At 70.2% G+C, this 11,648-nt stretch carries 10 protein-coding genes and 1 riboswitch; of the genes, 7 read left to right on the top strand and 3 right to left on the bottom strand.

Going from position 1 to position 11,648, the window contains the following annotated elements:
- Positions 1-30: 30 nt before the first annotated feature.
- A riboswitch (cobalamin riboswitch) is annotated at positions 31-214 on the bottom strand.
- 68 nt (positions 215-282) lie between these two features.
- The 4 genes from ACFO6S_RS07800 to ACFO6S_RS07785 are packed head-to-tail and all read left to right on the top strand — an operon-like array spanning position 283 to position 5,209.
- Positions 283-1,164, top strand: a complete 882-nt coding sequence (locus tag ACFO6S_RS07800; protein WP_378415680.1) for a phosphoribosylaminoimidazolesuccinocarboxamide synthase — start codon at positions 283-285, stop codon at positions 1,162-1,164.
- Between the two features lie 36 nt (positions 1,165-1,200).
- Positions 1,201-3,339: a S9 family peptidase gene (locus tag ACFO6S_RS07795; protein WP_378415678.1), complete on the top strand. Its 2,139-nt coding sequence runs from the start codon at positions 1,201-1,203 to the stop codon at positions 3,337-3,339.
- A gap of 29 nt (positions 3,340-3,368) precedes the next feature.
- Positions 3,369-4,037 (top strand): hypothetical protein, encoded by a 669-nt coding sequence (locus ACFO6S_RS07790; RefSeq protein WP_378415676.1) that lies wholly within the window; start codon positions 3,369-3,371, stop codon positions 4,035-4,037.
- Positions 4,034-5,209, top strand: coding sequence for a PrsW family intramembrane metalloprotease (locus ACFO6S_RS07785; RefSeq protein WP_378415674.1), 1,176 nt, complete (start codon positions 4,034-4,036; stop codon positions 5,207-5,209). Before ACFO6S_RS07790 ends, ACFO6S_RS07785 begins: the two co-directional genes overlap by 4 nt.
- A 14-nt stretch (positions 5,210-5,223) precedes the next feature.
- On the opposite strand, the gene ACFO6S_RS07780 is transcribed toward ACFO6S_RS07785, so the two are convergent.
- Positions 5,224-5,853, bottom strand: coding sequence for a TetR/AcrR family transcriptional regulator (locus tag ACFO6S_RS07780; protein WP_378415672.1), 630 nt, complete (start codon positions 5,851-5,853; stop codon positions 5,224-5,226).
- Between the two features lie 86 nt (positions 5,854-5,939).
- On the opposite strand from ACFO6S_RS07780, the gene ACFO6S_RS07775 reads away from it, so the two are divergent.
- On the top strand, positions 5,940-6,722 hold the full coding sequence (locus tag ACFO6S_RS07775) for an SDR family oxidoreductase (protein ID WP_378415670.1): 783 nt from the start codon (positions 5,940-5,942) through the stop codon (positions 6,720-6,722).
- Between the two features lie 49 nt (positions 6,723-6,771).
- Positions 6,772-7,839: an NAD(P)H-dependent amine dehydrogenase family protein gene (locus ACFO6S_RS07770; RefSeq protein ID WP_378415668.1), complete on the top strand. Its 1,068-nt coding sequence runs from the start codon at positions 6,772-6,774 to the stop codon at positions 7,837-7,839.
- A gap of 11 nt (positions 7,840-7,850) precedes the next feature.
- Here ACFO6S_RS07770 and ACFO6S_RS07765 read toward each other — a convergent pair whose 3' ends face one another.
- Positions 7,851-8,540 carry a response regulator gene (locus tag ACFO6S_RS07765; RefSeq protein ID WP_378415666.1) on the bottom strand — a complete coding sequence of 230 codons (690 nt, stop codon included), beginning with the start codon at positions 8,538-8,540 and terminating at the stop codon, positions 7,851-7,853.
- Positions 8,537-10,105 (bottom strand): sensor histidine kinase, encoded by a 1,569-nt coding sequence (locus ACFO6S_RS07760; RefSeq protein ID WP_378415664.1) that lies wholly within the window; start codon positions 10,103-10,105, stop codon positions 8,537-8,539. Before ACFO6S_RS07760 ends, ACFO6S_RS07765 begins: the two co-directional genes overlap by 4 nt.
- A gap of 148 nt (positions 10,106-10,253) precedes the next feature.
- Between ACFO6S_RS07760 and ACFO6S_RS07755 the strand changes: the two genes are divergently transcribed.
- Positions 10,254-11,639, top strand: a complete 1,386-nt coding sequence (locus ACFO6S_RS07755; protein ID WP_378415662.1) for a cation:dicarboxylate symporter family transporter — start codon at positions 10,254-10,256, stop codon at positions 11,637-11,639.
- Positions 11,640-11,648 lie beyond the last annotated feature (9 nt).

The following is an 11,648-nucleotide window of genomic DNA, read 5'->3' as shown; positions in this document are numbered from 1 at the left end:
GCGACCCGCCTTCCATGACTCGTGGAAAACGTGCAGGTATGCGTCACGGCCGGTCTCCTGGCTCAGCAGGGATAACCGTCGCCTACGCCTTCCCGGATGCGTGCATCCAGTGGCTGGGGCCGAACCCCGGGTAGTCGACGTACCTGCTCACAGTGGCGAGTACCGCGCCGGTTTCACACCGGACTTCCCGAACACCGTGACAACGATTGGGAGGATAGTCCATGCGTGCGGGCGGTGATCGGCCCCGACCTGCCCGGGGAAGCGACCCGATAGGGTTGTCGCGTGCGCCCCTCACTGACTGACTACGCCCACCTGGCCGGCGGCAAGGTCCGCGATCTGTACACGATCGACGACGAGCACCTGCTGCTCGTCGCCAGCGACCGGATCTCGGCCTACGATCACGTGCTCGACACGCCGATCCCGGACAAGGGTCGGGTGCTCACCGCGATGAGCGTCTTCTTCTTCGACACCCTCGGCGGGTACAACCACCTCGCAGGGCCGCCGGACGACGAGCGGATCCCGGAGGAGGTGCTCGGCCGGGCCCTGGTGGTGCGCAAGCTGAACATGGTGCCCGTCGAGTGCGTGGCCCGCGGCTACCTGACCGGCTCCGGTCTGACCGACTACCAGCGCACCGGTGCGGTGTGCGGGGTCGCGCTGCCCGAGGGACTGGTCGAGTCGAGCCAGCTGCCCGAGCCGATCTTCACCCCGGCCACCAAGGCCGTGATGGGTGAGCACGACGAGAACGTCGACTTCGCGACGGTCGTCGAGCAGCTCGGCCAGGACCTCGCGGTCAAGCTCCGCGAGGACACCCTGGAGATCTACGTCCGGGCCGCCAACTTCGCCGCGGACCGCGGAATCATTTTGGCCGACACCAAATTCGAGTTCGGTCTCGACCCCGACGGCAACCTGGTGCTCGCCGACGAGGTGCTCACCCCGGACTCGTCGCGGTACTGGCCGGCGGACGGCTACGAGGCGGGCCGGGTGCAGCCGAGCTTCGACAAGCAGTTCGTCCGCAACTGGCTGACCAGCCCCGAGTCCGGCTGGGACCGGGCGTCCGACACCCCGCCGCCGCCGCTGCCGCAGGAGATCGTCGACGCCACCCGGGCCCGCTACATCGAGGCCTACGAGCGGATCTCCGGGCTGTCCTTCGCCGACTGGGTGTAATCGCCACGTCATGGCGCCACCGCATAGGGTGGCGCCATGACTTCGTCCGTCACCCCGGTCACCGCTCCGGTCGCCAAGAAGATTCCGCACGAACGCACTCATCACGGCGACACCTTCGTCGACAACTACGAGTGGCTGCGGGACAAGGAGTCCCCCGAGGTCATCGCGTACCTCGAGGCGGAGAACGCCTACACGCAGTCGCGGACCGAGCACCTCGCGCCGCTGCGCGACACCCTGTTCCAGGAGATCAAGAACCGCACCCAGGAGACGGACCTGTCGGTGCCGTCCCGGATGGGACAGTGGTGGTACTACTCACGCAGCTTCGAGGGCAAGCAGTACGGCGTGCAGTGCCGCTGCCCGATCTCGGCCGAGGACGACTGGACGCCGCCGGTGCTGTCCGCGGACGCGGAGATCCCCGGTGAGCAGGTGCTGCTCGACGGCAACGAGCTGGCGGAGGGCCACGCGTTCTTCTCGCTGGGTGCGTTCTCGGTCACCCTCGACGGCAACCTGCTGGCCTACTCCGTCGACACCGCCGGCGACGAGCGGTACACGCTGCGGTTCAAGGACCTGCGCACCGGCGAGCTGCTCGCCGACGAGATCCCCGACACCGCGCCGGGCGTGACCTGGTCGGTGGACGACGAGCACGTCTTCTACCTGACCGTCGACGATGCCTGGCGCCCCGACACCGTGTGGCGGCACCGGCTCGGCGCGGCGCCGGGCGACGACGTCAAGGTCTTCCACGAGCCGGACGAGCGGTTCTGGGTGGGCTTCGGGTCCACCCGCAGCGAGAAGTACCTGATGATCTGGATCGGCTCCAAGATCACCTCCGAGATCCTGTGCCTCGAGTCGGCGAACCCCGAGGGCGAGTTCCGGGTGGTGCTGCCCCGCGTCGACGGCGTCGAGTACAGCGTCGAGCACGCCGTGGTGGCCGGTGAGGACCGCTTCCTGATCCTGCACAACGGTGACGTGGACGGGACCAAGGCGGAGAACTTCACCCTGGTCGACGCCCCGGTGGCCGACCCGACCGACCAGCGCACCCTGCTCGCGCACCGCGAGGACGTGCGGCTCGAGGAGGTCGAGGCGTTCGCTGGGCACCTGGTGCTCAGCTACCGGCGCGCGGCCCTGACGCAGCTGGCGGTGTGGCCGCTGACCGCCGACGGCTACGGCGAGATGCACGAGCTGGAGTTCGACGAGGAGCTGTACTCGGTGGGCGTGGGCTCCAACCCGGAGTGGACGGGACCGCTGCTGCGACTGGGCTACACCTCGTTCCTGACGCCGAGCCGGGTCTACGACTACGAGGTGGCCACGGGCGAGCTGCTGCTGCGCAAGTCGCAGCCCGTCCTCGGCGGGTACGACCCGGCGGACTACGAGCAGCATCGGGACTGGGTGACCGCGGGCGACGGCACCCGGATCCCGATCTCGATCGTGCAGCGCACCCGCCCGGACGGTGCCGACGGCCCCGCGCCAACTCTGCTCTACGGCTACGGCTCCTACGAGGCCAGCATGGATCCGGGCTTCTCGGTGGCGCGGCTGTCGCTGCTGGACCGGGGCGTGGTCTTCGTGGTCGCGCACGTGCGCGGCGGCGGCGAGATGGGCCGGCACTGGTACGAGAACGGCAAGATGCTCACCAAGAAGAACACCTTCACCGACTTCGTCGACTGCGCCCGGCACCTGATCGACACCGGCCGCACCACCCCGGCGCAGCTGGTGGCGGACGGCGGCAGCGCGGGCGGGTTGCTGGTGGGTGCGGTGGCGAACCTGGCGCCGGAGCTGTTCGCCGGGATCCTCGCGAACGTGCCGTTCGTGGACCCGCTCACCTCGATCCTCGACCCCTCCCTGCCGCTCACGGTGATCGAGTGGGACGAGTGGGGAAACCCGTTGGCGGACAAGGAAGTCTACGACTACATGCGCTCGTACTCGCCGTACGAGAATGTCACAGCGCAGGACTACCCCGCCATCCTCGCGATCACCAGCATCAACGACACCCGGGTGCTGTACGTCGAGCCGGCCAAGTGGGTTGCGGCGCTGCGGGCAACCAAGACCGGCGACGCCCCGCTGCTGCTGCGCACCGAGATGAGCGCCGGGCACGGCGGCGTCAGCGGTCGCTACGAGAAGTGGAAAGAGGTTGCGTTCGAGTACGCGTGGGTGCTCGACACGGTTGGTGCGGCGGGGTAGTTCGCGCACGTAAGGACTAATCTCGTCCCATGACCGACGCAGTGACCCGTCACCACCGCGACCCGGTGCCGAGGGAGGAACGGGACGACTGGGTGCCGGTCGATCGCAGGATCCTCGGCCTCGACCGCCGAACCCTGTTGCCTGCCCTGGGAATTCTGTTGCTGGCGTTCCTGTACGCCACGGTGGTCCCGGCGATCGACCGGTCGATCGCCTACGACGACCCGGTCGCGGCGGGTGAGGTGCTGGTGCTCGCGGACGGGGTGACCGTGGACCCGCCGGACGGGTGGAATCTCGTGTCGGGCCTGCGCGCCACCGACACCACCACCAGTGGCATCAAGGGCACCGACGCGGTGTTCGGCAGCGGGACGATGGTCCTGTCGATGAGCGCCACCGATTTCGGTGGGTCGGTCGACGCGCTGCTCGACGAGGCCGCCGGCCGCAGCGAGGGGATGAATCGCGCGGAGGGACTGAGGCTCACCGGGGAGCGGCAGGAGATCTACTCCGGCGCGGGCACTCGGGGCGTCGTCGAGAAGTTCACCGAAGCCAACCGGGAGGGTTTCTTCGCGGCCTTCGTCGACGACGGGACCGCCGTCACGATCACCGGAGTGGGACTGCCCGGCGACGTCATCGCCGACAACGCCGACGTCGAGACCACGATGCGCAGCATCCGGTTCGAGCGCCAGGAGGCCACCGAATGACCGCCCTCACAGGTGACGTGACGCCCGATGCGGACAAGCGGCGGCAGCTGACCGCGATCGCACGGTCCGGCTACGGCCGCCCCTACCGGATCTACCAGCCGCGCAACCTCGCGTTCTGGGTGTACTGGCTGATCATGGCGGCAGGCGTGGTCCGGTTGCTGCAGAACCTGGTCCCGGGGGCACCCGTGCTGACCACCGCGCTGGTCTCCGGGGTGGTCGTGTTCACGCTCTACACGGTGCCGTTCTGGCTGATCATCAGTCATGTCGACCGGTTCAGGAGCGTGCCCGTCAAGGTGCGCGTCCTGGCCTTCCTCTGGGGCGGGATCGGTGCCACCTTCGGCATGGTGATCGCGGCCAACGACCCGATCCGCGCGATCTACACCAAGGTCTACGGCCAGGCCTTCGCCCTGGACTGGAGCGCCGCACTGACCGCGCCGTTCACCGAGGAGATCGCGAAGGGGGCCGGGTTCGTCCTGATCCTGCTGCTCGCGCCGCGGGTGGTGCGGACCGCCTTCGACGGGGCCGTCGTCGGCGCCTTCATCGGACTCGGCTTCCAGGTCTTCGAGGACCTGCTCTACGCGGTCTCCGCCGCTGCCGGGGCGTTCGGCGCGGAGCAGGGGCCCGCCGTCGTGCAGGTGATCGTCATGCGTGCCGCCACCGGCATCGCCTCCCACACCGTCTTCAGCGCGATCTTCTGCATGGGCCTGGTGTGGCTGATCGGCAGGTCGGACGAGCCCCGTCGCGTCGGCCGAGGCCTGGTACTCGTGCTGGGGGCCATGCTGATGCATGGCGCCTGGGACAGCGCGGCCGCGCTGGCGCACGGCACGTTCATCGGCGTTCTCGCTGTCTGGATCCTGGTGCCGATCGTGATGTTCACCCTGCTCGTGGTCGGGCTGCGCCGGGCCGCCGTGCCCGAGCGCGCCTGGGTTCGCGCCATCCTCACCCCAGAAGTCGACCGCGGGGTCCTCACCGGACCCGAACTGGCCGCGGTGAGCGGCACCGGCCGCGAACGCAAGGCATTCGTCAAGGCCGCGGGGGATCACGCCGGCCGCAGGCGTGCGCGACACGTGCTGACCGCGGCGGGCGAACTCGCCGAACAGATCGCGGAGGACGGCGGACGCGAGACGCCCGCCACCGACTTCGCCCGATCCGAGGTCGCCCGGCTCCGCTGACCTCGGTGCGGCCGCTACTTCGCAGGTGGCCGGCCGGCAACGCCGCCGAGCAGGATGTCCGGCATCCGGGCGGCGACGCCGGCGGCGTCCGCGTCCGCCATCATCAGGCGCAGCACCATGGCGCCCCCGACGATGAACAGCATGGTGGCCTGCGCGTCCAGGGCCGCGCCGTCGTCCTCGCCCGGCCTCTCGCCGCCGCGGAGGGCGTCGGCCAGCATCCCGACACCCGGGCCGCCGAAGTCGGTCCACAGCGTGGTCAGCAGGTCGGCGCGGTCGCCGAACGCGGCCAGTAGTCCGGGGAGCGCGGCCTTCACCTCGGGACGGCCGAAGAGTTCGAGGGAGTACCCGCAGGACCGCCGGATCCAGTCCGCGGCGTCCGTCGCGTCGGCGACCGGGGTGGACTCGTCGACCCAGCCGAAGACCGCCTCGAACACGAGGTGCGTCTTGGACGGCCAGCGCCGGTAGAGGGCGGGTTTGCCGACGCCGGCGCGGTCGGCGATCGCCACCATGGTGGTCTGGTCCCAGCCGACCTCGGCCAGCAGCTCGCGCGTCGCGGCCAGCGCGGCGCCGTCGATCGCCGCGCTCCGCGGGCGTCCGCGCCTGCGCTCGGTGGCCGTCTCTGTCGTCTCTTCGCCGGAAGTCACTGTCGACAGCGTATCCCGGTGTTATTTTGCAAAATACGTAACCCGACGTTACGTAAAGGCCTGCATCGCACCGGAGGGAGCTGGATATGGCGGAGCTGTTGGAAGGCAAGACAGTCGTGGTCTCGGGGGTCGGCAACGGGCTCGGGCGGGAGATCGCACTGGCCGCGTACCGCGACGGGGCGAACGTGGTGCTCGGCGCGCGGACCGAGGCGAACCTGAAGTCGGTGGCCGACGAGGTCGACCCCACCGGTGAGCGGGTCGCGTACGCGGTCACCGACATCCTCGACAAGGAGGCCTGCGCGGGGCTGATCGGCACGGCCGCGGAGCGTTTCGGGGGAGTGGACGCCCTGGTGAACGTGGCCGCGAAGGAGGACGTCTTCGGCGGGCTCGAGGGCGCCGACCTCGACGCCTGGAAGGCGATGCTCGACGCGAACGTGATCGGCACGCTCACCCTGACGCAGGCCGCGCTGCCGGAGCTGAAGAAGCGGGGCGGGTCGGTGGTGCTGATCGGTTCGCAGGCGATGTTCCACCCGCAGCTCCCGCAGTCGGCCTACGCGACCTCGAAGGGGGCGCTGCACGCGGCAATGTGGTCGCTGGCAACCGAACTCGGCCCGCACAAGATCCGGGTGAACACCGTCGTCCCCACCTGGATGTGGGGCCCGCCGATCGAGCTGTACGTGGCGTTGTCCGCCAAGCAGCGCGACGTCTCCGAGGAGACCGTGATCGGCGAGATCACCAAGAACATGCCGCTCGGCGAGATCCCGGCCGACGACGACGTGGCCAACTCGGTGGTGTTCTTCGCCTCCGACCGCGCGCGGATGCTCACCGGCCAGACCCTCTTCGTCAACGCGGGCGAGTACTTCCGCTGAAGTCTCGGAACCTGTTGACACACACCGAATTCTTGAAAGGCAGTAAGGCATGAAGCACAAGGTCATCGTCTGGGGCACCGGCGTCGTCGGCAAGCTCGTCATCCGTGAGCTCCTCGACCACCCGGAGTTCGAGCTCGTCGGCGTCATCGTGCACGACCCGGACAAGGACGGCGTCGACGTCGGCACCCTGATCGGTGCCGAGCCGTTCGGGCTCGCCGCCACCACGGACTGGGAGGCGGCCCTGCGGGTCGACGCCGACGCGGTCGCCTACTACGGCCCCACCGCCGAGTACGCGGTGGCGAACATCGACAACATGACCGCCGCGCTGCGGTCGGGCAAGCACGTGGTGTCCACCTCGATGACGCCGCTGGTCTACCCCGAGCCGTGCCCGCCGGAGATGAAGGTCGCGCTCGAGCAGGCCTGCCAGGAGAGCGGAAAGTCCTGCTTCACCACCGGGATCGACCCCGGTTTCGCCAACGACCTGTTCCCGATGACGTTGATGGGCGTCTGCGGGCGGGTGGACAGCGTGCGGGTGCAGGAACTGCTGGACTACGCCACCTACGAGGGCGACTACGGCCCGACCATGGGAATCGGCGCGCCGATCGAGCAGGCGGCGGTGCTCGAGATCCCGGAGGTGCTGATCTTCGCGTGGGGTCACACCATTCCGATGATCGCCGATGCGGTGGGCGTGAAGCTGGACCGGATCGACACCGTCTACGAGAAGTGGGCGGCCACCGAGCCGATCGAGTACAAGTTCGGCGTCATCGAACCCGGCCAGTGCGCCGCGGTGCGATTCGAGATCCGTGGCTGGGTGGGCGGCGAGGCGAAGATCGTCATCGAGCACGTCAACCGGATCACCAACGCGGCGGCCACGCACTGGCCGCGGGCCACCTCGGTGGACAACGACGTGTACCGGGTGATCATCAAGGGCAGCCCGAACATCACCCAGGAGACCGTCTTCCGCGGTGAACTCGACGACAACCCGATCACCGGCGGGTGCCTGGCCACCGGGATGCGCGCGATCAACGCGATCCCGTTCCTCGGGGACGCCAAGCCCGGGCTGCTGTCCGCGCTCGACCTGCCGGTGATCCCGGGTCGGGGCACCATCCGGTCGTAGCCGGACCGCCCTCAGCGCCAGGCGTACCGGACCTGGGGCCGGCCGGCGCGCCCGTACTCGGTGCGCCGGTCGACCAGGCCGTCTTCCGCCATCCGTTCCAGGTAGCGCCACGCGGTCACCCGGGACACCCCGACCGCCGCCGCGACCTCGGCGGCGGTCAACGCCCGGTCGGCGTCGCGGATGCCGGACGCGACGAGGCCGAGGGTCAGGGGCGCAACGCCTTTCGGGGTGACGGGGCGGGTGCTGGTGCCGCGCAGCGCCGCCATCGCGCGGTCGATGTCGTGCTGGCCTGCGGCGGACTGCCCGGCGGGCAGGGCCTCGCGGAACTCGAGGTACCGCTCGAGCTTGTCGCGGAACGCGGCGAAGGTGAACGGCTTGAGCAGGTACTGGGCGATGCCCCTGGCCACCGCGGTGCGCACCACCTCGAGGTCGCGCGCCGAGGTGACGGCGATGACGTCCGGGCTGGGTCGCAGCCCGGACAGCGCGGCCGCGACGTCGAGTCCGCTGGAGTCCGGCAGACCGAAGTCGAGCAGCACCAGGTCGACCGGCTCGTCGGTGCGGCCGGCCGCGACCACGGCGCGGACGGCGTCGTTGCCGGTGTGCACCACGCCGTGCACGGCGAACCCCGGTACCCGCTCGACGTAGGAGCGGTGCGCCTGCGCGATCAGCGGCTCGTCCTCGACGATCAGCACCCGGATCATGCGTCCCCCGCCACGGGGGCCAGCGGGATCTCGACGACCAGCATCGAGCCCGCCGACGGTTCGGTGCGCACCGAACCGCGGTGCCGGGAGACCACCTGCGCGACCAGGGCGAGGCCCAGCCCGCGCGAACCGGACTTGGTCGAGTAACCGCGGGCGGTGGCGCGGGCGAGGGCGTCGGGGGTCAGGCCGGGCCCGCTGTCGGCGACCCGGACCACCAGCATCGAGTCCTCCTGCCGCACCGAGACTTCCACCCACGGGTTGTCGGTGTCGCGGGCGGCGTCGACGGCGTTGTCGACGAGGTTGCCCACCAGCGTCACCAGTTCCCGCGGTCGCATGGTGGCGACCGGGCCCAGCGCGGTGTCCTCGGTGACGGTCAGTTCGACGCCCCGCTCGGCGGCCTCGCCGACCTTGCCCAGCAGCAGTGCCGCCAGCGCGGGTTCCTCGACCGTCGACATCAGCCGGTCGATGAGGTGCTGGGAGAGCCGCAGCTCGTCGGTGGCGAAGGCGACGGCCTCGTCGTAGCGGCCGAGCTCGACCATGGTGACGATGGTGTGCAGCCGGTTCGCCGACTCGTGGGCCTGCGAGCGCAGCGTCTCGGCGAACCCGCGGGCGGAGTCGAGCTCGCCGAGTACCTCCCGCAGTTCGGTGTGGTCCCGGACGGTCAGCACCGTGCCGATGCGCCGGCGCTCCCAGTCCACCGGGTGCCGGCCCACCACCAGCACCCGGTTCGCGGTCAGGTGCACCTCGTCGCCCGCGTCGGCGGGCTCGTCCGGGTCGGCGCTGCGCAGGGACTCCGGCAGGTCCGCCAGCCGGACCGGGCCGTCGGGCAGATCGAGCAGCCGCCGGGCCTCGTCGTTGACCAGTTCCACGAACTCCCCGTCGCCGGACCGGCCCCGCCCGAGCACCACCAGGCCCTCGCCGATGGAGTGCAGCACCGCGTCGTGGTGCTCGTAGAGCCGGCGCAGCTCGTCCGGCGCCAGTCCCAGCGTCTGGCGGCGCAGCCGGCGGCTGAGCAGCAGGGCGCCGAGGGTCGACGCCACCAGGCCCGCGCCTGCGAGCGTGAAGAGCAGGGGCAGGCCGGCCGCGACCTCCGCGCCCACCCGGGCGCGGGTGACGCCGACCGAGACCAGGCCGACGAGGGTGCCGTCGTCGTATACCGGCGTCACTGCCCGGACAGACGGGCCCAGCGAGCCGGCGTAGGTCTCGGTGAACGTCTCGCCTGCGAGGGCGCGGTCGATGTTCCCGTCGAACGGCTGTCCGATCAGGGCGGGGTTGGTGTGGGTGTACCGGGTGCGGTCCGGTGCCATCACCACCACGAAGTCGACGCCGGTGGCACCCCGGATGCGTTCGGTCTCCGGCTGCAGCATTGCCGTCGGGTCGGGGGAGCGCAGCGCGGCGGCGGTCGAGTCCGACAGCGCCAGGGTCTGTGCGACCGCCGTCACCTCGCGCCGGTTGGCGTCGTCGCTGTCGCGGAGCTGGTCGACGATGCCCAGCGCCGTGCCCGCGGCGATGACCAGTGCCAACACCGCGACCTGCAGGAGCAGGAGTTGGCGGGCGAGGCTCATCGGCCGTCGCCGCGATCGGTGCGCCACCGGTCTCCTCTCCTGAACGTAATGAACACAATCTTCGTCGGAACCGCGAGCGCTAGAAGAATCTTCCCTCGACTCGAGGTGATCGCCATCACTTCGCTGCCAATCGATCCAGAGGACACCGATGAGCGCGAGCCCGCAGGACCACGCCGCCCAGGCGCAGCCGCCCAAGAAGCGCGACCGCACCCACTGGCTGTACATCGGTGTGGTGATCGCCGTCGTCGCGGGCATCCTGGTCGGCTGGCTGGCCCCGGGCGTCGCCAAGTCCTTCGGCGTGCTCGGCACGCTGTTCGTGGACCTGATCAAGATGATGATCAGCCCGGTCATCTTCTGCACGATCGTGCTCGGCATCGGGTCGGTCAAGGCCGCGGCCTCGGTCGGCAGGGTCGGCGGGCTGGCGTTGACCTACTTCATCGGCATGTCCACGGTGGCGCTGGGCATCGGCCTGGTCGTCGGCAACCTGCTCGACCCGGGCAGCGGTCTGGACCTGAGCGGGGTCTCCGCAGGCACCGGGGCGGCACTGGCCGAGCAGGCGCACTCCGCGGGCGGGACGATGGACTTCGTCGCCTCGATCATCCCGACGTCGCTGCTCTCCGCCCTGACCTCCGGCAGTGTGCTGCAGACGCTGTTCGTGGCGTTGCTGGTGGGCTTCGGCCTGCAGGCACTCGGCGCGCAGGGCGAGCCCATCCTCCGGGGCGTCGGGTACGCGCAGAAGCTGGTCTTCAAGATCCTGTCGATGGTGCTGTGGCTGGCCCCGATCGGCGCGTTCGGCGCGATCGCCAACGTGGTCGCCCAGACCGGCCTGTCCGCGGTCACGCAGCTGGGCGTGCTGATGGTCGGCTTCTACCTGACCTGCCTGATCTTCGTCTTCGGCGTACTCGGCGCGCTGCTGCGGCTGGCCACCGGCTTCTCGATCTTCAAGCTGGTCAAGTACCTGGCCCGGGAGTACCTGCTGATCTTCGCGACCTCCTCCTCGGAGTCCGCGCTGCCGCGGCTGATCGCCAAGATGGAGCACGTCGGCGTGCAGCGCACCACCGTCGGCGTCGTCGTCCCCACCGGGTACTCGTTCAACCTCGACGGCACCGCCATCTACCTGACCATGGCCTCGATCTTCATCGCCGACGCGATGGGGCAGCCGCTGGGCCTGACCGAGCAGCTCTCGCTGCTGGTGTTCATGATCGTCGCGTCCAAGGGCGCCGCCGGGGTCACCGGCGCCGGACTGGCCACCCTGGCCGGCGGCCTGCAGAGTCACCGCCCCGACCTGGTCGACGGCGTCGGCATCATCGTCGGCATCGACCGGTTCATGTCCGAGGCGCGTGCCGTCACCAACTTCTCCGGCAACGCCGTCGCGACGCTGCTGATCGGGACGTGGACCAAGACCGTCGACGGGGACCGGGTCAAGGCGGTGCTCGACGGCAGGCTGCCGTTCGACGAGGAGACGATGCTCGACGAGGGCGACGGACACGGTGCCCCGGCGCCCGAGCCCGCGCGCCCGCTCGTCCACAGCTGAGCCCGGCTG

It is taken from the genome of Rhodococcus kronopolitis (genome assembly GCF_042654025.1).
Lineage (GTDB): Bacteria > Actinomycetota > Actinomycetes > Mycobacteriales > Mycobacteriaceae > Rhodococcus_G > Rhodococcus_G kronopolitis.
Note: the sequence above shows the minus strand (reverse complement) of the source record. Positions and strands in the feature narration are given on the sequence as shown.

What these genes read in the sequence shown, in the direction of transcription:
- ACFO6S_RS07775 (WP_378415670.1), top strand. Translation starts at nt 5,940, where the DNA reads ATGGCGGAGCTGTTGGAAGGCAAGACAGTCGTGGTCTCGGGGGTCGGC.
- ACFO6S_RS07755 (WP_378415662.1), top strand. Translation starts at nt 10,254, where the DNA reads ATGAGCGCGAGCCCGCAGGACCACGCCGCCCAGGCGCAGCCGCCCAAG.
- ACFO6S_RS07770 (WP_378415668.1), top strand. Translation starts at nt 6,772, where the DNA reads ATGAAGCACAAGGTCATCGTCTGGGGCACCGGCGTCGTCGGCAAGCTC.
- ACFO6S_RS07795 (WP_378415678.1), top strand. Translation starts at nt 1,201, where the DNA reads ATGACTTCGTCCGTCACCCCGGTCACCGCTCCGGTCGCCAAGAAGATT.
- ACFO6S_RS07760 (WP_378415664.1), bottom strand. Translation starts at nt 10,105, where the DNA reads ATGAGCCTCGCCCGCCAACTCCTGCTCCTGCAGGTCGCGGTGTTGGCA.
- ACFO6S_RS07790 (WP_378415676.1), top strand. Translation starts at nt 3,369, where the DNA reads ATGACCGACGCAGTGACCCGTCACCACCGCGACCCGGTGCCGAGGGAG.
- ACFO6S_RS07765 (WP_378415666.1), bottom strand. Translation starts at nt 8,540, where the DNA reads ATGATCCGGGTGCTGATCGTCGAGGACGAGCCGCTGATCGCGCAGGCG.
- ACFO6S_RS07785 (WP_378415674.1), top strand. Translation starts at nt 4,034, where the DNA reads ATGACCGCCCTCACAGGTGACGTGACGCCCGATGCGGACAAGCGGCGG.